This is a genomic window from Streptomyces sp. 2-1 (assembly GCF_048564895.1).
Taxonomy (GTDB): Bacteria; Actinomycetota; Actinomycetes; order Streptomycetales; family Streptomycetaceae; genus Streptomyces; species Streptomyces phaeochromogenes.
Window position 1 is genome coordinate 2,065,551 of record NZ_CP183383.1, and the last position, 23,500, is coordinate 2,089,050.

Annotated in this window: 20 protein-coding genes and 1 pseudogene; 15 read left to right on the plus strand and 6 right to left on the minus strand. The window is 72.2% G+C overall.

Features of this window, described 5'->3' with window-relative positions:
* The first annotated feature begins 11 nt into the window (after positions 1-11).
* From ACN20J_RS09065 to mug, 7 genes are all read left to right on the plus strand, one after another.
* Positions 12-437: a GNAT family N-acetyltransferase gene (locus tag ACN20J_RS09065; protein WP_189843852.1), complete on the plus strand. Its 426-nt coding sequence runs from the start codon at positions 12-14 to the stop codon at positions 435-437.
* A gap of 194 nt (positions 438-631) precedes the next feature.
* Entirely contained in the window at positions 632-1,990 is a 1,359-nt protein-coding gene (locus ACN20J_RS09070; protein ID WP_189843853.1) for a hemolysin family protein, read from the plus strand.
* Positions 1,987-3,009, plus strand: a complete 1,023-nt coding sequence (locus ACN20J_RS09075; RefSeq protein ID WP_189843854.1) for a hemolysin family protein — start codon at positions 1,987-1,989, stop codon at positions 3,007-3,009. The genes ACN20J_RS09070 and ACN20J_RS09075 overlap by 4 nt, the downstream gene beginning before the upstream one ends.
* A gap of 96 nt (positions 3,010-3,105) precedes the next feature.
* Complete coding sequence (locus ACN20J_RS09080; protein WP_189843855.1) at positions 3,106-3,888, plus strand: SGNH/GDSL hydrolase family protein; 783 nt, start codon at positions 3,106-3,108, stop codon at positions 3,886-3,888.
* A gap of 160 nt (positions 3,889-4,048) precedes the next feature.
* Entirely contained in the window at positions 4,049-4,390 is a 342-nt protein-coding gene (locus ACN20J_RS09085) for a DUF4326 domain-containing protein (protein ID WP_419665667.1), read from the plus strand.
* A gap of 178 nt (positions 4,391-4,568) precedes the next feature.
* On the plus strand, positions 4,569-6,008 hold the full coding sequence (gene purB, locus ACN20J_RS09090; protein ID WP_190231719.1) for an adenylosuccinate lyase: 1,440 nt from the start codon (positions 4,569-4,571) through the stop codon (positions 6,006-6,008).
* Complete coding sequence (mug, locus tag ACN20J_RS09095; protein WP_361908912.1) at positions 6,005-6,550, plus strand: G/U mismatch-specific DNA glycosylase; 546 nt, start codon at positions 6,005-6,007, stop codon at positions 6,548-6,550. The genes purB and mug overlap by 4 nt, the downstream gene beginning before the upstream one ends.
* Before the next feature lie 4 nt (positions 6,551-6,554).
* Here mug and ACN20J_RS09100 read toward each other — a convergent pair whose 3' ends face one another.
* The 3 genes from ACN20J_RS09100 to ACN20J_RS09110 form a co-directional block, all read right to left on the minus strand.
* On the minus strand, positions 6,555-7,001 hold the full coding sequence (locus ACN20J_RS09100; RefSeq protein WP_189843858.1) for a hypothetical protein: 447 nt from the start codon (positions 6,999-7,001) through the stop codon (positions 6,555-6,557).
* 64 nt (positions 7,002-7,065) lie between these two features.
* Positions 7,066-7,791 (minus strand): ABC transporter permease subunit, encoded by a 726-nt coding sequence (locus ACN20J_RS09105; protein ID WP_419665668.1) that lies wholly within the window; start codon positions 7,789-7,791, stop codon positions 7,066-7,068.
* Between the two features lie 2 nt (positions 7,792-7,793).
* Positions 7,794-8,726: an ATP-binding cassette domain-containing protein gene (locus ACN20J_RS09110; protein ID WP_419665669.1), complete on the minus strand. Its 933-nt coding sequence runs from the start codon at positions 8,724-8,726 to the stop codon at positions 7,794-7,796.
* 108 nt (positions 8,727-8,834) lie between these two features.
* Here ACN20J_RS09110 and ACN20J_RS09115 point away from each other — a divergent pair, with 108 nt between their 5' ends.
* The 3 genes from ACN20J_RS09115 (at position 8,835) to ACN20J_RS09125 (ending at position 11,926) form a co-directional block, all read left to right on the plus strand.
* Entirely contained in the window at positions 8,835-9,989 is a 1,155-nt protein-coding gene (locus ACN20J_RS09115; RefSeq protein WP_419665670.1) for a sensor histidine kinase, read from the plus strand.
* Between the two features lie 14 nt (positions 9,990-10,003).
* Positions 10,004-10,666, plus strand: coding sequence for a response regulator transcription factor (locus ACN20J_RS09120; RefSeq protein WP_190231723.1), 663 nt, complete (start codon positions 10,004-10,006; stop codon positions 10,664-10,666).
* Between the two features lie 102 nt (positions 10,667-10,768).
* Positions 10,769-11,926, plus strand: a complete 1,158-nt coding sequence (locus ACN20J_RS09125) for an ROK family transcriptional regulator (protein ID WP_189843863.1) — start codon at positions 10,769-10,771, stop codon at positions 11,924-11,926.
* A 75-nt stretch (positions 11,927-12,001) separates the two neighbouring features.
* Here the strand turns inward: ACN20J_RS09125 and ACN20J_RS09130 are convergent, their stop codons facing one another.
* A complete protein-coding gene (locus ACN20J_RS09130) occupies positions 12,002-12,763 on the minus strand; it encodes a GntR family transcriptional regulator (RefSeq protein WP_419665671.1) in 762 nt (253 codons plus the stop codon).
* Between the two features lie 243 nt (positions 12,764-13,006).
* Positions 13,007-13,891: an RNA polymerase sigma-70 factor gene (locus ACN20J_RS09135; RefSeq protein ID WP_189843864.1), complete on the minus strand. Its 885-nt coding sequence runs from the start codon at positions 13,889-13,891 to the stop codon at positions 13,007-13,009.
* 213 nt (positions 13,892-14,104) lie between these two features.
* Between ACN20J_RS09135 and ACN20J_RS09140 the strand changes: the two genes are divergently transcribed.
* The gene (locus tag ACN20J_RS09140) at positions 14,105-14,935 is read left to right on the plus strand and encodes an alpha/beta fold hydrolase (protein WP_079052777.1); all 831 of its coding nucleotides are present in this window, start codon (positions 14,105-14,107) and stop codon (positions 14,933-14,935) included.
* A gap of 96 nt (positions 14,936-15,031) precedes the next feature.
* On the opposite strand, the pseudogene ACN20J_RS09145 reads toward ACN20J_RS09140, so the two are convergent.
* A pseudogene (locus tag ACN20J_RS09145) lies at positions 15,032-15,877 on the minus strand (EamA family transporter); the annotation flags it as partial.
* On the opposite strand from ACN20J_RS09145, the gene ACN20J_RS09150 reads away from it, so the two are divergent.
* From ACN20J_RS09150 to ACN20J_RS09165, 4 genes are all read left to right on the plus strand, one after another.
* Positions 15,868-17,313 (plus strand): PLP-dependent aminotransferase family protein, encoded by a 1,446-nt coding sequence (locus ACN20J_RS09150; RefSeq protein WP_419665672.1) that lies wholly within the window; start codon positions 15,868-15,870, stop codon positions 17,311-17,313. The pseudogene ACN20J_RS09145 and the gene ACN20J_RS09150 overlap by 10 nt on opposite strands.
* A 245-nt stretch (positions 17,314-17,558) precedes the next feature.
* A complete protein-coding gene (locus ACN20J_RS09155; RefSeq protein WP_419665673.1) occupies positions 17,559-19,139 on the plus strand; it encodes an alkaline phosphatase D family protein in 1,581 nt (526 codons plus the stop codon).
* 247 nt (positions 19,140-19,386) lie between these two features.
* Positions 19,387-20,790, plus strand: coding sequence for an SWIM zinc finger family protein (locus ACN20J_RS09160; protein ID WP_419665674.1), 1,404 nt, complete (start codon positions 19,387-19,389; stop codon positions 20,788-20,790).
* The gene (locus ACN20J_RS09165; protein WP_361908742.1) at positions 20,787-23,447 is read left to right on the plus strand and encodes a DUF6493 family protein; all 2,661 of its coding nucleotides are present in this window, start codon (positions 20,787-20,789) and stop codon (positions 23,445-23,447) included. The genes ACN20J_RS09160 and ACN20J_RS09165 overlap by 4 nt, the downstream gene beginning before the upstream one ends.
* Positions 23,448-23,500 lie beyond the last annotated feature (53 nt).

Sequence of the window (23,500 nt, forward strand, 5' to 3'; positions counted from 1 at the left end):
TGGCTCGCCCCATGAGTGATCTCCACATCCGCTGTGCCACCCTCGCCGACATCGACACCGTGTTGCGTTTCTGGCGTGAAGCCGCGGAAGGAACCAGCATCAGTGACGACCACGCCGGAGTGGCGGCCCTCGTCACACGAGACCCCGAAGCCCTGCTCCTCGCGGAGCGCGACGGCGCCCTGGCGGGAACGGTCATAGCCGGGTTCGACGGATGGCGATGCTCCGCGTACCGACTGGCCGTACACCCGGACCACCGTCGGCAAGGCATCGCCAGCGCTCTGCTGGAGGCGGCCGAACAGCGATTCGCGGCCCTCGGCGGGCGCCGCGTCGACGCCATGGTCCTGGAGGCCAACGAACAGGCACACCACGCCTGGGCCGCCACTGGCTACCATCGCGAGGACCACTGGCGACGCTGGGTCAAGCCGCTGGCCGACTGACCGAAGCGCGGGGCGTGCGTGATCCTCCGTCCGCGGGGGACCCGGTCGTTTCCCCTCCGCAAAGTCGTCTCCTAGGAAAGGTGTGAGCCTCCGCCCATGGGCGAGCCTCCCGGTACCCGAGGGCACGGCGTCCCGCTGTGCCGTCATCGCGCGATTCCCCCGCCCGTGGCCGATCATGGGACGGAGGTGACCCGATGACCGAAGTGCTCCTCCTCGCCGTGGCGGTGCTGCTCTCACTCGCCTGCGGCGCCTTCGTCGCGGCGGAGTTCTCACTGACCACGGTCGAGCGCAGCGAACTGGAGCGCGCCGTCGAGCGCGGCGAGGTCGGCGCGGCGGGCGCCCTCAAGGCCGTACGGAACCTCACCTTCCAGCTCTCCGGCGCCCAGCTCGGCATCACGGTCACGAACCTGGTCGTCGGCATGCTGGCCGAGCCGTCCGTCGCCAAGCTCATCGCGGGTCCGCTGGAGGCCGCCGGTGTCCCGGAGTCCGCTTCCTCGTCCGTGGCCCTGATCATCGGTACGGCCCTGTCGACGGTCTTCCTGATGGTGGTCGGCGAGCTGGTGCCCAAGAACTGGGCGATCTCCTCACCGCTCGCCGTGGCCAAGCGGGTGGCGACTCCGCAGCGCTGGTTCAGTTCGCTGTTCCGGCCGTTCATCAGTCACCTCAACAACACGGCCAACCGTGTCGTACGCCGCTTCGGTGTCGAGCCCGCCGAGGAACTGGCCTCCGCGCGCGGCCCGCAGGAACTGGTCGCGCTGGCCCGGCACTCCGCGAAGCAGGGTGCCCTGGAGCCGGACACCGCCGAGTTGTTCGTGCGCACGCTGAACCTCGCCGATCTCACCGCGGAGAACGTGATGACACCGCGCGTCCAGGTCATCGCCCTCGACGTCCAGGCGACCTGCGAGGACGTGGCGAACGCGACCCGCGCGACCGGCCTGTCCCGTTTCCCCGTCTACCGCGGCAACCTCGACTCGGTCGTCGGTGTCGCGCACATCAAGGACTGTGTCGCCGTGCCCGCCGACCAACGGGCTCGTACGCGCGTGTCGACGCTGATGCGTGAGCCCCTGCTCGTACCGGAGTCACTGACCGTCGACCGGCTCCTGGACCGGCTTTCCGGCAAGCGCACGATGGCCGTCGTCATCGACGAGTACGGCGGCACCGCCGGGGTCGCCACCCTGGAGGACATCGTCGAGGAGGTCGTCGGTGAGGTGCGGGACGAGCACGATCCCCACGAGACGCCCGATCTGGCCCCGGCCGGCACGGACGACGAGGACCGCACGCTGTACTCGGCCGACGGCTCCGTACGCATCGACCGGCTGGCCCGGGTCGGTCTGCGCGCGCCGGAGGGACCGTACGAGACCCTCGCGGGCCTGATCGCGGCCGAGCTGGGGCGCATTCCCGCCAAGGGGGACACGGTCGAGGTCGCCGGGTGGCGGCTGGACGTGGTGGACGCGTCGGGGCGGCGGGCCGCGCGGGTGCTGATGCACGCGCCGCACGCCGCGGGCGTCCCGTCCGAACGGCCCGGGAAATCTCGTGAAGGGGGCGAGCGATGACCGCCGTACAACTGCTCATCGGGCTGGCGACCCTGGTCGTGAACGCCTTCTTCGTGGGGGCCGAGTTCGCGCTGATCTCCGTACGCCGCAGTCAGATCGAGCAGACCATGGAGGGCAGCGCGGAGGGCGACCGGCGGGCGCGCAGCGTGCTGTGGGGTCTGGAGCACGTGTCCGCGCTGATGGCTGCGGCACAGCTCGGCATCACGCTGTGCACGCTGGTCCTGGGTGTGGTCGCGGAGCCCGCGATCGCGCATCTGCTGGAGCCGGTGTTCCACGCGGTGGGGCTGTCGAAGGGCACCGGACACGCGATCTCGTTCGTGATCGCGCTCTCCCTGGCCACGTATCTGCACATGCTCCTCGGTGAGATGGTGCCGAAGAACATCGCGCTCGCCGAGCCTGTGCGGACTGCGCTGCTGCTCGGTCCGCCGCTGGTCGGGCTGTCGCGGGCGCTGCGGCCGGTGATCTTCACGATCAACGCGTTCGCGAACGGGCTGCTGAAGCTGATGCGGGTCGAGGTGCGGGACGAGGTCTCCGCGACGTTCTCGGACACGGAACTGGCCCGGCTGGTCAAGGACTCCAGCGAGGCAGGGCTGATCGACGACCGCGCGCAGGAGAGGCTGCACGACGCCCTGGAACTGGGACGCCGACCGGTGCGGGACGTCGTACTCCCGCTGGAAAGCGTCGTCTACGCGCGCGTGGGTGTCACGGCCGAGCAGCTGGAGGCGCTGTCCGCCGAGTCCGGCTTCTCCCGCTTCCCCGTCGTGGACGACGGGCGTCGCATCGTCGGCTACCTCCACGTCAAGGACGCGCTCGACGCGATGCCGCGCGACCTGCCGTTCCGGGTCCAGGACATGCGGCCCATCGCCCGCGTCCGGGAGAGCACACCGCTGGACGACGTACTGACGGCCATGCGACGCAGCCGTACGCATCTGGCCGCGGTGCTGGGTACGGACGGGCGGCTGGCGGGGCTGGTGACGATGGAGGACGTGCTGAGGGAGTTGTTCGGGCAGCCGGTGTGACGGGGGCGGGCGTGATGAGAGGAGCGGGCGATGTGAGGGGGCGTGCGCCGGGCGGCAGACCGGTGGGTATGTGCACGGGTTATCATCTCTTCCGCCATGCAGACGAATGCCACCTACACCAGTCTTGTCGCGATCGGCGACTCCTTCACCGAGGGCATGTCGGACCGCCTCCCCGACGGCTCGTACCGCGGCTGGGCCGACCTCCTCGCGGCCCGGATGGCCGCTCGGACCCCCGGGTTCCGGTACGCCAACCTGGCGGTACGCGGAAAGCTCATCGGACAGATCGTCGCCGAGCAGGTCGATGTCGCCGCGGCGATGCAGCCCGACGTGATCACGCTCGTGGGCGGGCTCAACGACACGCTGCGGCCCAAGTGCGACATGGGGCAGGTCCGCGGGCTCCTGGAGGAGGCCGTCGAGCGCCTCGCCCCCGCCTGCAAGCAGCTCGTCCTGATGCGCAGCCCCGGCCGCCAAGGCCCGGTACTGGCACGGTTCCGCCCGCGCATGGAGGAGCTCTTCGCCTGCGTCGACGACCTCGCGTCCCGGCACGGCGCGCTCGTGGTCGACCTCTACGGGGCGCCGTCCCTGGGCGATCCCCGGATGTGGGACGTGGACCGGCTGCACCTGACGGGTGAGGGACACCGCCGGGTAGCCGAGGCGGTGTGGCAGACGCTCGGGTACGACGCGGAGGACGCCGACTGGCGCACGCCCATGCCGCCGTCCCCGCCGCCCGGCTGGGGCGCCCGCCGCACCGCCGACGCACGCTTCGCCCGGCAGTACCTACTGCCGTGGATCGGCCGCCGCCTCACCGGCCGCTCATCGGGCGACGGCCTCCCGGCCAAGCGACCGGACCTGCTGCCGTACGAGACTCCGGAGGCGTAAGCCCTGGCAGGGGCCGGGGCACTGTGTCGAGCCGGCCAGTGGTGGCGGGCCTGCCGGTGGCGCGTGCGGCCCGCGCGGCGCATGATCGGGCTCGCCGACCACCGCGAGCCGCGCCGGCACCGCCGGCCGCCCCAGCCCCGCCGAGGGAACGGAGTCCGCCGTGACCGCCACCGTCATCAACCTCAAGGGCCGCATCCACGACTTCGGCCCCCGCCTGGAGGACGCCCCGGCGGACCTCGTGTACGTCGGCCGCCGCTGGACCATGGGGCACTGGGACCTTCCCCAGCACGCGCTCTACAACCCGTTCGCCTACGACACCGCCACCAAGAAGCGCGACGGAACCCGCGCCGAGGTGATGGCCAAGTACCGGGCGTACCTCCTCGCACGCCCCGAGCTGCTCGCCCTCGTGCCGGAGCTGCGCGGCAGGACGCTGGCCTGCTGGTGTGCGCCGGAGCTGTGCCACGGCGACATCCTGGCGGAGCTGGCCGACGCGGGATCGTAGACCGCCCGGGGACCGTAGACCGCCGGGTCGGAATCCGTGGATCACCGCTGGAGGACCACCAAGAGGAATCCGTGGACGACCACCGACGCCCTCCCGGCCGCCCGCCCGCGCTCTCGTAGCTTCCGACAAACAGGCCCGTGGCGCTGGCCTGCAGGAACCGCCAGTAGAATCTGGACACGTGACTGCGCCCGCAAAGCCCCGTATCCCGAACGTCCTCGCCGGCCGCTATGCCTCGGCCGAGCTCGCCACCCTGTGGTCCCCAGAGCAGAAGGTGAAGCTGGAGCGTCAGCTCTGGCTCGCCGTGCTGCGGGCCCAGAAGGACCTCGGGATCGAGGTGCCGGAGGCCGCGCTCGCCGACTACGAGCGGGTCCTCGACCAGGTCGACCTGGCCTCGATCGCCGAGCGCGAGAAGGTCACGCGGCACGACGTGAAGGCGCGGATCGAGGAGTTCAACGACCTCGCCGGACACGAGCACGTCCACAAGGGCATGACGTCCCGGGACCTCACCGAGAACGTCGAGCAGCTGCAGATCCGGCTCTCCCTGGAGCTGATGCGGGACCGCTCGGTGGCCGTCCTGGCCCGCCTGGGCAAGCTCGCGGGCGAGTACGGCGAGCTGGTCATGGCCGGTCGCTCGCACAACGTGGCGGCGCAGGCGACGACCCTCGGCAAGCGTTTCGCGACCGCCGCCGACGAGCTGCTCGTCGCGTACGGCCGGGTCGAGGAGCTGCTCGCCCGCTACCCGCTGCGCGGCATCAAGGGCCCGGTGGGCACGGCGCAGGACATGCTCGACCTGCTCGGCGGGGACGCGGCCAAGCTCGCGGACCTGGAGCAGCGGATCGCCCGGCACCTGGGCTTCTCGCAGGCGTTCACGTCCGTCGGGCAGGTCTACCCGCGCTCGCTCGACTACGAGGTCGTGACGGCGCTGGTGCAGCTGGCCGCGGCGCCTTCGTCCACCGCGAAGACAATCCGGCTGATGGCCGGGCACGAGCTGGTCACCGAGGGCTTCAAGCCCGGCCAGGTCGGCTCCTCCGCGATGCCGCACAAGATGAACACCCGCTCCTGCGAGCGCGTCAACGGCCTGATGGTGATCCTGCGCGGCTACGCCTCGATGACGGGCGAGCTGGCGGGCGACCAGTGGAACGAGGGCGATGTGTCCTGCTCGGTGGTGCGCCGGGTCGCGCTGCCGGACGCGTTCTTCGCGCTCGACGGTCTGCTGGAGACGTTCCTGACCGTGCTCGACGAGTTCGGCGCGTTCCCGGCCGTCGTCGCGCGTGAGCTGGACCGCTACCTGCCGTTCCTCGCGACGACCAAGGTGCTGATGGGCGCGGTGCGCGCGGGCGTCGGCCGTGAGGTCGCGCACGAGGCCATCAAGGAGAACGCCGTCGCCTCTGCCCTCGCCATGCGCGAGCAGGGCGCCGAGCGCAACGAGCTGCTCGACAAGCTCGCCGCGGACGAGCGCATCCCGCTGGACCGGGCCGGGCTCGACGCTCTGATGGCCGACAAGCTGTCCTTCACGGGTGCCGCCGCCGACCAGGTAACCGCCGTCGTCGCCCGGATCGAGGAGATCGTGAAGCAGCACCCGGAGGCCGCGGGCTACACGCCGGGGGCGATCCTCTGACGCGGTTCACCCCCGCCGAACTGGAGGCCGCCCGCGACCGGCTCGTGCCGGATGTCGTCGCGGACGGTCTCCAGGTGCTGTTCTGCGGCATCAACCCCGGCCTCATGACGGCTGCGACGGGCCACCACTTCGCGCGCCCGGGCAACCGCTTCTGGCCGGTGCTGCACCTGTCCGGCTTCACGCCCCGGCTGCTGAAGCCGTCGGAGCAGGGCGAGTTGCTCTCGTACGGGCTCGGCATCACCAATGTCGTGGCACGGGCGTCGGCCCGGGCGGACGAGCTCAGCGCGGACGAGTACCGGGAGGGCGGGCGGCTGCTCGCCGCCAGGGTGGAGCGGCTGCGGCCGCGGTGGCTCGCCGTGGTGGGTGTGACCGCCTACCGGGCGGCCTTCGACGACCGCAAGGCCAGGATCGGGCCGCAGGAGCGGACGTTCGGCTCGACTCGTGTGTGGGTGCTGCCCAACCCCAGTGGTCTGAACGCCCATTGGACGGCGGCGACGATGGCGGAGGAGTTCGGCCGGTTGCGGGAGGCCGCGCAGGCGTGACGGGTCACGGCGGGGCCAACTCCGTGACCAGCGCGAAGAGTTGGACCTCCAGTCCCTCCTTCGGCTCCGAGACCCCCACGGCGACCCAGCGTCCGGTGCCGTCGGCCTCCCACAGGTCCACGTATCTCACATAGGCGCTGAGGTAGGCCCACGGCTTCGGTATCTGCTCGTCCGGGTCCTCGGCGCGCAGGAAGACACCGTCCAGGCTCGTGGGGTACGCCTCCCCCCAACGCTCGTTCAGTCGCTGTGCGACGCCCTCTCTGTAGGCGATGAACTGGTCCGCGATCTCCGTCCGCTCCCCCTGGTCGCCCGTCCCGAGGCCGTGCGTCGTCTCCAGCACCACCAGGTGGTAGCCGGGTCCCCCCGCGCCGATGTCCGACCAGCCGTGCGCCGCGGGGAAGTCGCGGACGCACAGCTCGTCGATCGTGGCGAGGTGTCGCTCAGTGGTCATGAAGTCCAGTAAAGCGGTCACCACTGACACTTGGCGGCCCGTCAGGTGACAACGGGGGCCGGGTTCAGGCGTCCCGTCGCCGAACGCTCCAGGCTCCGGCCAGGAGTGCGGCCCCCGCCCACACCGCCGTCACCGCGAGCCCGGTCCACGGCCCGAGCGCGCCGCCCCACGTCTCGTGCAGTGCCACCTGCCCCGCCTTGTCGGGCAGGAAGTCGGCGGCGCTCCCCGACACGTCGCCGACCACGAAGGAGACGATCAGGAGGAAGGGGATGAGGATGCTCAGTGTGGCGACGCCGCTGCGGAGCAGCGTGGCCAGCCCGGCCGCGAAGAGGGCCATCAGCGCCAGGTAGATCCCGCAGCCCACGACACCCCGCAGCCCCTCGCCCCAGCTGATCGCGCTTGCCCGGTCACCGAGGACCGCCTTGCCCACGGCCAGGCTCACGCATCCGGTGAGGAGACCGACGGCAAGGACGGGCACGCCGATGGCCGTGGCCTTCGCCGCGAACCACCGTCCGCGGTGGGGTACGGAGGACAGCGAGACCCGCAGGGCACCTCCCTGGAACTCGGACGAGACGGCCTGCGCGCCGAACGTGATCGCGGCGATCTGCCCGAAGCTGACGCCGAAGAACGCCGAGAACAAGGGGTCGAAGTCCGCGTCCGCGGCGTTGTCGAGGCCGGCGAGTGCGGAGAACGCGGCGGTGACGAGGACGAGGGCGCCCAGTCCCGCGACGAGCGACCGCAGGGTGCGGATCTTGAGCCACTCCGAGTGGAGTACGGGTGCGAACGGCACGGTCAGGCCTCCTGAGGCTGAGTCGGGGACTGGGCGGCGAACTCTGCCTCCGTGGCCGTGAGATCCAGGTAGGCCTGCTCCAGCGTGCCCTCCTGCGCCGCGAGTTCGAGGATGGGAAGGCCCGCTCCGGAGGTGAGGCGGCCGATGTCGTCCACGCGCGCGTGTCTCACGATCCACCGTTCCCCCTCCTCTTCCACGGCGTCGTACCCGTGCCGGGCGAGCAGGTCCCGGAGCGCCGCGCCGTCCGTGGTGCGGACGCGTACGCGGGGCTCCACGCGCGCGTGGATGAACTCCTGCATCGGTGTGTCGGCGAGGAGGCGGCCACGCCCCAGGACGACGAGGTGGTCGGCGAACGACGCGGTCTCGTTCATCAGGTGGCTGGAGACGAGCACGGTGCGGCCCTCGCCGGCGAGCCGGCGCATCAACTCCCGGATCCAGATGATGCCTTCGGGGTCGAGCCCGTTCGACGGCTCGTCGAGGAGGACCACCGGCGGGTCGCCGAGCAGCGCGGCGGCGATGCCCAGGCGCTGCCGCATGCCCAGGGAGTACGTCCTGACGCGGCGGCGGGCGACCGAGGCGAGCCCCGCCTCCTCCAGTACCTCGTCCACCCGGCGTTCGGGAAGGCGGTTGCTCGCGGCGAGCACGCGCAGATGGTCCCGTGCGGTGCGCGATCCGTGCGCGGCCTGCGCGTCGAGCAGGGCGCCGACGTGCCGCAGCGGCTCGTCGAGCGTCGCGTACGCGCGGCCGCCCAGGGTCGCCGTGCCGGACGTGGGCCGGTCCAGGCCGAGCACGAGGCGCATGGTGGTGGACTTCCCGGCGCCGTTGGGACCGAGGAATCCGGTGACGCGGCCCGGCACGACGCTGAAGGTCAGCCGGTCCACGGCCCGCGTGGTGCCGTACTCCTTGGTGAGGTCTTGGACGTCGATGCTGGTCATGCCCCAAGGCTGGCTGCCGGGACGGGCCTTGGGCCTCCCCCGCCCGGGGAGAGCGTCTCCCTCGCTCGGGGGAGGCTCGTTGTCAGTGGTGGCTGGCACGATGACGGAATGGCCCGCCTGCTGCGCCCACTGACCCGCGGGACGACGTACACCCGCCTGCTGCACCTGTGGACGCCCGTGCTGCTCGTCAGCGTGTGGATGTACATCTTCCCGTCCCAGCCGTGGGGTGCCGCGCTTCCGCTGATTCCGCTCGGTCTGATCCCTGCCGTGCGTCTGGGAGAAGGGGTCCAGGCACAGCTGCTGTTGACGCCGGGCGAGAAGGACTCGGGGATCTCCGTGCAGCCGTCGGCGACCTGGCGGGACCGCTGGCGCACGGTGCTGTGGCTCGAAGCACGGATGGCGCTGGGAACGGTGGCCGGGTTCGCCACCGTCTGGGGTCCGATGTGCACGTACGACCTGACCGCGGCCGCGCTGGGGCACACGGTTTCGGACAACCCGCTCCTGCCCATCTCGCAGCCTCACTGGGCGTACGGTCTCCTGGCGCCGCTCCCCCTCGTCGTGATGTACGCCTTGGTGGTCGGTGTCGGCGAGCTGATCACGGCTGTCGCACGCCGCCTCCTCGGGCCGTCGCCGGCCGAGCGGGTCGCCGCCCTGGAGGAGCGCACCGAGCGGCTCCTGGAACGCACCCGTATCGCCCGCGAGTTGCACGACTCGATCGGGCACGCGCTGACGGTGGCCGTGGTGCAGGCGGGTGCCGCGCGGGCCGCGGACGACCCCGGCTTCACCGACCGGGCCCTGGTCGCGATCGAGGACACGGGCCGGGCCGCGCTGGAGGACCTGGAGCGGGTGCTCGGCGTGCTGCGGGAGTCGGTGCGTCCCGTGAGCAGCCGGCCGACGCTGGTGGAGGCCGACCGCCTCCTGGAGTCGGCGCGCGCCTCGGGGGCGAAGGTGGACGCCGAGGTGACGGGCCCTGTGGAGACGGTGCCCGGCCCGGTCTCGCGCGAGGGCTACCGCATCCTCCAGGAGTCGCTCACCAATGTGCTGCGACACGCGGGTTCCGTGCCAGTCCGGGTCCGTATCGCCGTCGACGACGGGGCGCTCTCCCTGGAGGTGCGCAATCCGCTGACGGTGGACATAACGGGGCCCGGCCGGGGCAGCGGATTGCGGGGCATACGGGAGCGGGCCGCGCTGCTGGGCGGCAGCGCGCGGACCGGTCCGGACGAGGGTGACTGGCAGGTGCACGCCGAGTTGCCGTTGCGCTGACCTACGCTGGCCGGGTGCCGGTCACCGTTCTGCTTGTCGACGACGAACCCCTCGTACGCGCGGGTCTGCGCGCCGTTCTGGAGGCGCAGCCCGACATCGAGGTCGTCGGGGAGGCGGCCGACGGGGCGGCGGTGATCCCGCTCGTCCGGAAGTTGCGGCCCGATGTCGTCGCGATGGACGTCCGTATGCCGCTCCTGGACGGCATCGAGGCCACGCGCGCGGTGCTGCGGACTGTCGACGACCCGCCGAAGATCCTCGTGGTGACGACCTTCGAGAACGACGAGTACGTGTACGAGGCGCTGCGCGCGGGTGCGGACGGTTTCCTGCTGAAGCGGGCGCGGCCGGCCGAGATCGTGAACGCGGTGCGGCTGGTCGCCGAGGGCGAGTCGCTGCTGTTCCCGGCTTCGGTACGGCAGTTGGCCGCCGACTACGGGGGCGACGGCGGGAATCCCGCGGCCCGGGCCGCGCTGGACCGGGCGGCCCTGACCGAGCGCGAGGCGGAGGTTCTCCGGCTGATGACCCGGGGTCTGTCGAACGCGGAGATCGCCACGCGGTTGATCGTGGGTACCGAGACGGTGAAGTCCCACGTCAGCGCCGTACTGGCGAAGCTGGGGGCGCGGGACCGCACACAGGCGGTGATCGCGGCGTACGAATCGGGGTTCGTGGCGCCCGGCTGAACCGGGCCCCGGGCGTGGAGAGGGTCCCCGGCACTCGCCGGGGGCCGCCGCGCCGAGTACGATCCGCCCAACCAACATGCGCACTAGCTGGGAGGACGGACGTTGGGGCGGTTGACCGGCGGGGATCCCTCTCTGCTTCGGAGGATCAACTCCGCGGTGGTGCTGCACGCGCTGCGCGCCACGGAGTTCGCGACGCTCACGGAGATCACCCGGGTGACCGGGCTGTCCCGGCCCACGGTCGAGGGTGTCGTCGAGGGGCTGATAGAGGGCGGGCTGGTCGTCGAGACGGCGGCCGAGGAGGGCGCTGCCCGGCGCCAGGGCCGTCCCGCGCGCCGGTTCCGCTTCCGGGCGGAGGCGGGCCATCTGCTGGGCCTGGAGATCGGCCCGCACCGCGTTGCCGCGCTCCTCTCTGACCTGGACGGCCGGATCCTCGGCTCGCTCGCCAAGGACGTGTGCGAGACCGCTTCGGCGGACGAACGGCTCGAACGGCTGCGTACGGCCGTCGCGGAGCTGCTGCGCCGTGCCGGGGTGGCGCGGGGGTCACTGCGTGCCGTCGGCGTGGCCACGCCCGGGATAGTCGAGGCCGACGGAACCGTACGCCTCGGTACGGCGCTGCCGGAGTGGACGGGGCTTCCGCTGGGCGAGCGGCTGCGCCGTTCCTTCAAGTGCCCGGTGCTGGTCGAGAACGACGCCAACGCGGCGGCCGTCGCCGAGCATTGGAAGGGCGCGGCCACCGAGTCCGACGACATGGTGTTCGTGCTGGCCGGACTGAGCCCGGGCGCCGGATCCCTCATCGGCGGGCGGCTGCACCGCGGCTTCGGGGGCGCGGCCGGGGAGATCGGCGCGCTCCATCTGCTGGGCCGCGAGGTCACTCCGGAGACGCTGCTGTCCACGACGGACGAGCCGCTGCATCCCCTCGACGAGCAGGCCGTCGCGGAGGTGTTCACCCACGCGCGTGAGGGCGACGAACGGGCCCTGGCGGCCGTCGACCGCTTCATCCAGCGGCTGGTCCACGACGTGGCCGCGCTCGTCCTGGCGCTCGATCCCGAGCTCGTGGTGATCGGCGGCTGGGCGGCGGGCATCGACGGCGTGCTGGAGCCGCTGCGCAAGGAGCTGGCCCGCTACTGTCTGCGTCCGCCCCGCGTGACGCTGTCGCTCCTGGGCGAGGCCGCGGTGGCGACGGGCGCGCTGCGGCTGGCGCTCGACCATGTGGAGGAGCAGCTCTTCGCGGTGGAGGGCACCGTGACGGCACGCCGTTGAACGACTCCGGGACGCGGAAAACAGAACGCGTCGCGACCCGGAGGCCCGGGGCGCGACGCGTACGCAGAGGGACCGTCAGGAGGCGCGGCGCTCCGGGTCGTGGTGGATCTCCACGCCGCCGGAGTCCCCGAACGTCAGCCGGCAGGTGTCGGCGCGGTAGGTGGCGACGGAGACCGCCGCCGTGCCTCCCTCGGCGACGAAGCGGGTCGTGACGACGAGGACGGGCGCGCCGGGGAGCCGGTCGAGTTCCTTGGCGTCGTCCGCGCGGGCCGAGCCCAGCTCCACGGAGCGGTCCTGGCTCTCCAGGCCGAGGCGCTGGAGCTCGCGGAGCACGGCACGCGCGCGTGCGGCTCCCGAGGGCGCGTCGATGCCGGAGAGGTCGGGCACCGACGAGGCCGGGATGTAGAGCAGTTCGGCGGCGACGGGCTGACCGTGCGTCACCCGGGAGCGGCGCACGATGTGCACCGCCTCACCGGGCTCGGTCTCCAGGGCCGTGGCCACCGCCGAGGGCGGGACCGCCAGCGTGCAGTCCGCGAGCTGCCAGGCGTCGCCGACCGCGCCCGGCCACGTGTGCTGCTCGGATCCGACGGCCACGCCCATGCGCGGCGGTGCCACGGTCGTGCCGACTCCGCGGCGGCGCTGGAGCCGGCCTTCCAGTTCGAGCTGCTCCAGGGCCTGGCGGAGCGTGGCCCTCGCGACGCCGAACCGGGCTGCGAGATCACGCTCGTTGGGCAGGATCTCGCCCACCGAGAACTCGGAGTCCAGTGCTTCGCTGAGCACGGTCTTGAGATGCCAGTACTTGGGCTCCGGCACCGTATCCAACTGCGTGGTCCCCACCGTGTCCTCCGCAATCGCCGTGTCCCGGCGGCTTTTAACGCCCTTGTTTATTAAAGGTTCCTGCACTATCCCTGCGACCATATGGCGGCCCCAACCCTTGGTCAAGACCAATCCTCGATCCGTTACAGCTCGCACAGGTGTGTTTGCACAGAGCGTTCATACGGCGTTCGCGATGCGCCGTATTCGTGACACAAAGGCAAAGCCCCCGTCTGATGGACGGGGGCTCGGGCCGGGCGGAGCGTGTCAGTCGACGGCGAGCGACAGCAGCTTCTCAGGGTTGCGGATGATGTAGACGCACTGGATCCGGCCGTTCACGACGTCCAGTTGGAGGACGCTGTCGGGCTTGTCGCCGGACAGCACCACGAGTGCCGGTCCGCCGTTGACCTCCAGGAAGCGGAACGATGCGTCCGCAACGCCCTTCCTCGAGATTCCGGCGATGAAGCGGCCCACCTTGTCGGCCGACTCCAGGACCCGCAGCGGCGCCTGGGCCAGGCCGCCACTGTCTCCCACCAGGCGTACGTCGGGCGCCAGCAGGGACATCAACCCGTCGATATCGCCCTCCGTCGCGGCGGCGAGAAACCGTTCCGTGAGATCGCGCTGCTCGGCGGGGTCCACCTCGTAGCGCGGCCGCTTCTCCTCGACGTGCCGACGGGCCCGCCCGGCGAGCTGCCGCACGGCGGACTCGCTGCGGTCGAGCGTGACCGCGATGTCCGCGTACGGATAGCCGAAGGCCTCGCGGAGCACGAACACCGCGCGTTCCAGGGGCGACAGGGACTCCAGGACGACGAGAACGGCCAGGGAGACGGAGTCGGCGAGCACCGCCTGCTCCGCCGTGTCGGGGACGGTGGCCCCGAAGTCGGTGACGTACGGCTCGGGCAACCAGGGCCCTACGTAGGCCTCTTTGCGGGACTGGGCGAGCCGCAGCCGGTCGATGGCGAGCCGTGTCGTGACGCGCACCAGGTATCCGCGCGGTTCGCGTACGTCGGAGCGGTCGGCGCCGGACCAGCGCAGCCATGCCTCCTGGACCACGTCCTCGGCGTCGGCCACCCGGCCGAGCATGCGGTAGGCGACGCCCGTCAGGACGGGCCGGTGTTCTTCGAAGACCTCGGTCAAGGTGTCGGTAGCCACCGCACCATCCCAACCCGACGTGTCGGGTCGTGTCCAGGCGAATAACGGGTGGTCCCGCACACTGTGGCCTGCATACGAGACCCGTCGGGGGTGCGCGGAAGGCGTCGAGGGCCGTACGCCCGGGAGGTTGGCGGCATCCAGGGGCTACCCGCGGGTAGCAATTGCTGACAAGCTGTCTAGGAGTCAGCCGGTCATCAGACGAGGAGCAGCTCCATGTCCGCCACGGTCTCCTTCAGCGTCCCCTCTCCGCATGGCCCGCGGACCGTGACCCTCGCGTACGCGCGCGTGGGCAGCGGCGAACCGCTCCTGCTGCTGCACGGGATAGGCCACCACCGGCAGGCCTGGGACCCGGTCGTCGACATCCTGGCGGCCGAGCGCGACGTGATCGCGGTGGACCTGCCCGGCTTCGGCGAGTCGCCCGCGCTCCCGGACGGACTGGCCCACGACCTGCCGACGATGAACGCCGCGCTCAGCGGGCTGTGCGAGGCGCTGGACCTCGACCGGCCGCATGTGGCGGGCAACTCCCTGGGCGGGCTGCTCGCCCTGGAGCTGGGCCGCGAGAAGCTCGTACGGTCCGTCACCGCGCTGTCACCCGCAGGGTTCTGGTCCCCCGTCGAGCGGCGGTACGCGTTCGGTCTGCTGCAGGCGATGCGGGCCGCCGCGCGGAGCATGCCGCTGCCGATGGTCGAGCGCCTGTCCCGGTCGGCGGCCGGCCGCACCGTGCTGACCAGCAGCATCTACGCGCGCCCGGGCCGCCGTTCACCCGAGGCGGTCGTCGCCGAGACCCTCGCGCTGGCCAATGCCCAGGGATTCGCCGAGACGCTCAGGGCCGGTGGCTCGGTGCAGTTCTCCGACGACGTCCCCGGACTTCCCGTCACCGTCGCGTGGGGCACCCGGGACCGGATTCTGGTGCGCCGCCAGGGGATCCGGGCCAAGCAGATCATTCCGCGGGCCCGGCTGGTGCGGCTGCCCGGCTGCGGGCACGTCCCGATGAACGACGATCCGGCGCTGGTCGCCCGGGTCGTCCTGGACGGCAGCCGCTGACCTGCCTCGCGTCCACCGGCTCAACGCACCTGATCCCAGGGCGACTCCGGCACCGACCAGGGCGCTGCCGACGGCCTGGGGCGGCCCGTAGGAGCCCGTTCCGACGATTGGGGCCGTGCAGGCCGCCGCGACGGGGATGAGCCCGGAGAAGAGCGTGGCGCGCTCCGCGCCGATGCGCTGCATGCCCATGTACCAGCAGACGAAGCCGATGACCGTGACGATCGCCGCCTGCCACAGCAGGGCGGCGGTCTCGGTGGTGTCGGGTGTCCGCAGCCAGGCGCGGCCGTCGACGACCACCCCGGCCACCGCCGACTCCACGGCCGCGACTGCGCACACGGTGGCGGACAGCAGCCGCGGCCCGAGCGGTCGCAGCACGGGCACGGCGAGCACCGCGAAGCCGACCTCTCCGACGAGCGCGCACAAGGAGAAGGCGATTCCGGCTCCGTCGGCGCGCCCCCACCCCTGCACGGCGAAGGCACCGCAGGCCACGAGCAACGCCCCGTACAGGACGATCCGTTGGGGCCGACGGCCCTCCAGTAGAGGTACGAGAACGGCCACGACGACCGGGGCGCAGCCTACGAAGACACCCGGTACCGCGGGTTCCGCGGAGCGTTCGGCCGCGATCACGGCGAGGTTGAACCCGACCATGCCCACGGCCGCGAGCAGCGCGAGCCGTGTCCACTGGGCTGGCGTCAGGGCGCGCAGGGGTGCCGCGCCGCCCCGTCCGACCAGCGGCAGGAGCAGCAGACAGGCGAGGCCGTAGCGGAGGAACTGGCCGCCCGCGTACGGGTAGTGGCCCAGGACGCTGTTGGCGGTGAAGGAGCCTCCGACGAGGACGCAGGCGAGGGCGGCGAGCAGGGCCCCGCGGGTGGTGGTGGCGTTCATGCCCGTGACGCTATGAAGGGCGGCGGCCCGGTTTAAGGTCCACTTCCATGACGTCATCGGGGACCAATCCGGATACGCCCGGAGCGGCGGAGTGGGCCGCCGCGTGGGAGCTGCTCCTGCCGGCCGCTTCGGCACCGGCACGCGCGCGTGGCCGTTCGCTGCAGGCCGCGCTGCGCGAGGCGGTCCGTTCGGGGCGGCTGGCGTCCGGCACGCGGCTGCCGTCCAGCCGTGAACTCGCCGCCGATCTCGGGGTGTCCCGGGGCCTGGTCACCGAGGCGTACGAGCAGTTGACCGCGGAGGGCTATCTGCGCAGCGACCGGGGTGCCGGGACGTGGGTCGGTGGGGCTGTCCGGGCCGCCCTGCCCCGCGCGCGGGACCTCGCGCCCCGCTCCCCCGGCGCCCGGGCCGACTTCCTGCCCGGCACCCCCGACCTGTCGCTGTTCCCGCGCGCCGCCTGGTCGGCCGCGCAGCGCGGTGTGCTCGCCGAACTGCCGCACCACACACTGGGATACCCGGACCCGCGCGGGCTGCCCCAGTTGCGTACGGCTCTCGCGGAGCTGCTGGCCCGTCGCCGGGGCGTGGTCGCGGATCCGGAGCGGGTGATGGTCGTCTCCGGTGTCGCACAGGCGATGACACTGCTCGGATTCGCGCTCCACGCGCGCGGGGTGCGCACCGTCGGCGTGGAGGATCCCGCGAGCCCGGAGCACGGCACCCTGTACGCGTCGGCGGGCATCGGCACCGTACCGCTGCCCCTGGACGACGAAGGACTGGCCATCGGGCCCCTCCGGGCGTCAGGAGTGCGGGCGGTGGTGACGACGCCGGCGCACCAGTTCCCGTCGGGGATCGCGTACTCCGCGCGGCGCCGTGCCGAACTCCTCGACTGGGCACGCGACATGGACGGGCTGCTCGTGGAGGACGACTACGACGGGGACTTCCGGTACGACAGGGCTCCCGTTGGCGCCCTTCAGGGACTCGACCCGGAGCACGTCGCGTACACGGGGTCGGTCAGCAAGTCCCTGGCACCCGGGCTGCGGCTCGGCTGGCTGCTGGTACCGGCGGCGCTGGCCGAGGAGGTCGTCGAACGCAAGCGCACGATGGACCTCGGCAACCCTGTCGTCGACCAGGCCCTGCTCGCCCGCTTCGTGGAGCGCGGCGACTACGACCGCCAACTCCGCCGCTGCCAGCGCGCGTACAAGGAGCGCCGCGACACGCTCGTCGCGGCCCTGGAGGACCACTTCCCCGGCGCGGAGATCTCCGGCATCGCCGCCGGCCTCCACGTCATCGCCACCCTGCCCGACCGCTACGGACCGCAGGACCACTTCCTGAACTCCATGACCACGGCCGACATCGCCGTCCGCCCCCTCACGGACTACACACGCGCACCGACGAAGGACGACGTCGTACGCCTGGTACTCGGATACGCCCACGTCTCTCCGACACGCATCCAAGAGGGCGTGCGCCTGATGGCGACGGCGGTGAGACCGGCCCCGTAAGGGGCGCGGGGAACTGCGCACTCAGCCCACGGCATGCGGCACATACCCACAAACCTCACCCCCGAAGGGGCACGGGGAACTGCGCAACCAGCCCCCACGCACCTCACCCCGCCCTCCCACCCGCACCCCCCGGCCCAACCCAGCGGAGCGGATCGTGTTTGTTCACTTGTGGTTTGTGTGCGCGCTGCGGCACACCAGTAAGTCTGGCCCTGCACACTGGTCGAACCCGTCCCAGGAGGCGTCCCATGTCACACCGCCCGCCGAACCCGTTCCCCGGCCGCCGCAGCGTCCTGCGCGGCTCGCTCGCCGCGTCGGCGGCGCTCGCCCTGCCCTCTTCCGTGGGCACGGCCCCCGCGTTCGCCCTGTCGGGTCGGCCGAAGGCGCAGTGGGGTGTGCAGGCCGGAGACGTGACCACGAACTCCGGCCTCGTCTGGGTGCGCTCCGACCGTCCCGCGCGCATGATCGTGGAGACCTCCGCGACCGAGTCGTTCCACAGGGCGAAACGGTGGCACGGCCCGCTCCTGGGCGCCGACACCGACTTCACGGGTACGGTCCCGCTGCGCGGTCTGCCTGCGGGCGAGCAGATCCACTACCGGGTGACGCTGGCCGACCCGGACGACTACCGCCGCACCGGTGAGCCCGTTCCCGGCACCTTCCGGACCGCCCCCGCCAAGCGGCGCCAGGGCGTCCGGTTCCTCTGGTCGGGCGACATCGTGGGCCAGGGCTGGGGCATCAACCCGGACATCGGCGGCCTCTACGCGTACGAGGAGATGCGCCGCCTGAACCCGGACTTCTTCCTGTGCAGCGGCGACACGATCTACGCGGACGGCCCCCTGTCGGCGTCGGTGACGCTCCCGGACGGCCGTGTCTGGCGGAACGTCACCACCGAGGAGAAGTCCAAGGTCGCGGAGACCCTCGCCGAGTACCGGGGCAACTTCCGCTACTCGCTGCTCGACGAGAACGTACGCCGGTTCAATGCGCAGGTTCCGACGATCACCCAGTGGGACGACCACGAGGTCGTCAACAACTGGTACCCGGGCGAGATCCTCACCGACGCCCGCTACACGGTGAAGGATGTCGACACGCTGGCCTCCCGTGCCCGCAAGGCGTTCAGCGAGTACTTCCCGATCTCCACGCTCCCGTCCACGGGCGAGGACGGCCGGGTGCACCGCGTCGTGCGCCACGGTCCGCTGCTGGACGTGTTCGTGCTCGACATGCGTACGTTCCGCAACGCCAACTCCCCGGACCGCCAGCCCGACGACACCAACGGCATCCTGGGCGCGGAGCAGCTGGTCTGGCTGAAGCGGGAGCTGGCACGGTCGCGCGCCGTATGGAAGGTGATCGCCTCGGACATGCCGCTCGGTCTGGTCGTGCCGGACGGCGCGACGGACATCGAGGCCGTGGCGCAGGGCGATCCGGGCGCGCCGCTCGGCCGCGAGCTCCAGATCGCGGAGCTGCTGCGGTTCGTGAAGCACCGCAAGATCACAGGCACGGTGTGGCTGACGGCGGACGTGCACTACACCTCGGCGCAGCATTACGACCCGTCGCGCGCGGCCTTCAAGGACTTCGCGCCGTTCTGGGAGTTCGTCTCCGGTCCGCTCGCCGCGGGCGGTTTCCAGGCGAACGCGCTGGACGGCACGTTCGGTCCTGACCGGGTCTTCGTCAAGGCACCCGACAGGGCGAACGTCTCGCCGATGGAGTCCCCGCAGTACTTCGGCGAGGTCGACATCGACGGTGACAGCGGCGAACTGACGGTCCGTCTGCGGGCGACGGGTGGTTCGGTGCTGTTCACGAAGGTGCTGCAGCCGGGGCGTGTGGGGCAGTAGTTCGCGAGCCCGTGTACGAACGGGTCGGCGGGTCCGCTCACGAGCGGGAGCCGGCGAGTTCGCGTCCGGGCGCATCCGCGGATTCGCGTCTGCAGATTCGCGTCTGCGCTGGGGCGCAGGTCCCGTAGCCTCGAACCTCGTGCCGCGTACCGGAGTCATCCCCCGGTGCGCGGCACGGCTGTTGGCTCATTTCTTGGGTTTTCGCAGGTCAGAGCCGATTGTCAGTGGTCGCCTCTACGGTTTTCACATGACGCGATCCTCACAGGCCGTGACCTACACCCAACCCTCCGCGCTGGAGTCCGCACCGGGCGGACGGCGCCTGGGACTTGAGACCTCCCGGGGTGCGACGCCCCGTGGTGTCGAGGACCATCCGCGGTTCTTCGCGGGCTTCCTGACCTCACCTCAGGTCGCCTCGGCGGGTCTGCTCGCGGTGGCCGACGTGGCGGGTGCGCGGTACTACCAGCGGCAGCTGCTCGCTTCGCTGGACCCGGTGGTCACGGGCAACGGCGACCGGCTCCGCTTCGAGTCCTTCTCCGGGTGCGGTGGGGTGTACGCGCGGCTGGACGTGCTGGACACGGGCCTGGACGGCGGCGAGGTGGGCCACGGCACGACGAACGTCGACGTCAACAACCCGCTGCGGGAAGCCCTGTCGAGGATCGGCTCGGACGATCCGCTGCATCTGCGCGTCGGCCCGGACGAGATGGCCGTGACCACCCTTGACGGGCCGGTCGTGGAGAAGAAGGTGCCGCTGCCGGACCGGTGGCTGCGGGGGTTCGCCGAGGCCCAGGTGATAGCGGCCGGCTTCGACCTGCGGGCCGAACTGCCCGCGGCGGAGGCTGTGCGGTTCCTGCGGTCGCTGCCCCGTTCCACGGCGCGTGGCGCCTCCGGAAGCGCGGGGTGGGTCGTGCCGGCCGGACGGGGTCTGCGGCCCACGACCAGGCCCGTGCCCGGAGCCGTGTGCCTGCCGGGCCCGGAGCGCCTGATCGCCCTCCAAAGGGTGCTCCGCCATGCGACGGCGCTGCGGGTGTACGGTCCTTCGCTCGCCGGGGCCACCGCGGCGGCCAGTGCCTGGGAGGTCGTGCTGCCCGGGATGCGGCTCACGCTGACGCTGTCGCCGGAGGCTTCGCGGGGATTCTCCGGTGAGGGCGGCGTCCTGGACGCGCTGGCCACCGACGAGGCCGCAGAGGACGCCGAGCTGATCTCGGTGCTCCTCGCCTGGGAGCCCCGGATCGACGTCGGGGACCTGTCCGCCGCCTCGGGCCTGCCGGCGGAGCGCGTACGGGCCGCCCTGGTCCGGCTGGGCACCTCGGGGCGGGTGGGGTACGACACGGCGGAAGCGGCCTACTTCCACCGCGAACTGCCCTACGACGCCGGGCGCGTGGAGCGGCACAACCCGCGTCTGCGGGCCGCCCTGGCGCTCGTGGCGGAGGGCGCGGTGGTCCTGGACGGCGCGCTCGGCACGGTGACCGCGCTGGACGGGCACGCGCACCGGGTGCGCGACGACGCGGGAGTGCTGAGCTGCAGTTGCGTGTGGTGGGCCAAGTACCGGGGAGGGCGCGGGCCGTGCAAGCACGCACTGGCCGTGCGGATGGCGCGCCGGGGAGCGGTGGCCGGACAGACTGAGGTTCTGATCGACGGGGGTGCGCGATGAGCGGTGCGGTGTCGGCGAGTGAGGCGTTGCTGGGGGCTGTGCGGGCGGGGCGGATGGGCGAGGCCGCGGGGCTGCTGGACGGGATGACGGATGCCGAACGACGGGCCTGTCTGCCCGCGTTGAAGGACCTCCGCAAGGAGTTGCGGGACGCGCCCTGGGACGCCGCGTCCCGGAAGGCGTATCCCGCGCTGCACGCGGCGGGGGCCGCCTGTCACACCGGAGCGGCCGGGACGGCGACCTGGCTCACCGCCGCGGACCTGCGGTGGTCCCAGGCGTCACCCGGAGTGCTGCTCCATGTGCTGGGCGACCGGGAGCGCGACTGGCTGGGCGACGTGGCGCACCGGCTCGCGAAGCGCCCGCCGCTCGCCCAGGTGCCGTACGAGCTGATGTCGGGCCTGGTACGGCTCTCCGGCTGCCCGGTGCCGACGAGCGAGACGTACGTGGTGGGCTGGATCGAGCAGGTCGGCAGCCTGTGGCAGCGCGGTGACACCATCCTCCAGCGGCTTCGCCAGGACCCGTACACGGCGGAGTTGGTCGCCGCCGTCTTCGAGATCCCGGACATCGGGAGCCGTCTGGACTGGCTGTTCGGTGACGGCCCGGACAGCTGGTTCAGCGCGCTCGCGCAGCTCACCCGCGAAGGCGCCCTCGACCGGAAGGCCACGGTCGACGCCTGTGTGGCCCGTCTGCTGCGCGGCGGTGTGCCGTCCGACTGCCGGGTGTTCCTGCGGCTGCTGACGGCACTGGAGCTGACCCGGGACGAAGAGCGGGAGCGGGCCGCCGACTGGCTGGCGCTCGCCTCCGACGCCGCGTCCACGGTGGCCTCGCACGCCCAGTCGGTGCTCGGCTCCCTCGCGCTGGACGGCGAGTTGACACCCCGGCAGCTCGCGGAGATGTCCGGCGGTGTGCTCTTCCGCACGGAGAAGAAGCTGGTCCGGGCTCAGCTCGTACTCCTCGGGAAGGCGCTCCGGCGCGACCCGTCGAGCGTGGCCGAACTGCTCCCCGCGGTGGCCCAGGCCTTCGGACATGAGGACACGGACGTGCAGGAACGCGCGCTGAAGCTGGTCGAGCGCCACCTCACCACGGCGTCCCCGGAGGTGCGGGGCGAAGTGGCCGACTCTGCCGAGGAGTTGTGCCCGGGCCTGCGCGTGCGCGCCACGGAAGCGCTGGGCCTGGACAGGGCCGAAGCGGTGCCGGAGCCCTATGCGGAGCTGCTCCCGCCCGCGCCCGAGCCGGTTCGGGTCCCGCCCGCGCCGGACTCGGCGGTCGAACTGGCGGAGGAGGTCGGCGCCCTGCTGGCGTCCGGGGGTGACGTGGCGACGTTCGAGCGCACCCTGGACGGCCTGGTGCGGCACGCGTACCGGGACCGGGAGGCACTGGCCGAAGCCCTGAAGCCCGTGGTCGCAAGACGGTGGTGGGACGACGCCGGCCCGCATTACACCTTGGTGGACGGGTACTTCCGCGACAACCCGCGCGGTCTGGAGGTCGTGCTCGCGACCCTGGCCGGCCAGGTGAGCACGGCCACGCTGCGCAAGGCCGTCGAGCACGGGCCGATCGCGGACCCCTGTGCGCACAGCGCGCCGGCCGCCGCCTTCAACGCCCGTCTGTGGGAGGCGGCCCACCGCCTGCGCACCGACCCGCTGCCGTTCCTGCTGGCCGCGCCCACCTGGGGATCCGGACTTCTGGAGCCGGACGAGTTGGTGGCCCGCCTCGACGAGTACCGCCGGCTGGGCGCCCGGGCGGGGGCCGCCGACTTCGCACAGGCGCTGCTCCGGGTGCGGCGCGACGACAGCGCGGCGGCCGGAGCAGCCGCCGAACAGGCAGCGGCACTCGGCACGGCGGAAGGCAACCGGCTGGCGCTGTGGCTCACCACCGACGGCCCGTCCATGCCCAGGAGCAGCCGACGGACCTCGGGGGTCCGCATCCTGCTCGACCTCGGCGAACTCGACGGGATGCCGGGAGAGTTCCCCCCGGCGTTCCGACGGCTCGGCCGGCCCGTGAGTGTCTTCGAGGCGCGCACGTACTGCGCCCACTCCTGGGACCGGACCGAGCGACACCACTGGCTGGCGGTGGTGCCCGGGCGGACGGAGCTGGTGACCGCGCGACTGCTGCGCGAACTCTCCTCGGTCGCGGTCGAGGACACCCGCGGCGATGCCTCCGTACTGCCGCTGATCGCCGAGGCGCCGGGCGAGGCGGGCGAGGCCGTGCGTCTCGGTGTGGCGTACGGGCTGGGCGCGCGTCACCCGGAGGACCGGCTCAGCGCGGTGGACGCGCTGCTGGTGCTGGCCGCGCGGGGGCAGTTGGACGCCGAGGGACTCGGCGCGGATCTGGGGCAGCTGATGCGCCGCGGGGCGGTGAAGCCGCTGAGGCTCGCCGAGTCCGTGCGGACCGCGGCGACGACCGGGGCGTACGCCACCGTCTGGGAGATACTCCGCGCCGCGCTGCCCGTGCTGCTCGCGGATCTCGCGACGGACGGCGCCGCCGCGTCCGCCCGCGGGTTCGGGGAGTTGCTGGCCGTCGCCGCCGAGTGCGCCGAACGGACGGGAGCGCGCGGCTACATGGCGCATCTCGCACAGGCTGCGGACCGGCGCGGTTCGTCCCGGCTCGTCACCCAGGCCCGCCGGCTGCACGCCACGCTGGATCACGGGGTGGCCGCCTGAGTCGTAAAAAATGCAACAAAGAGTACAGAAGCACACTTAACCGATCAGTCACA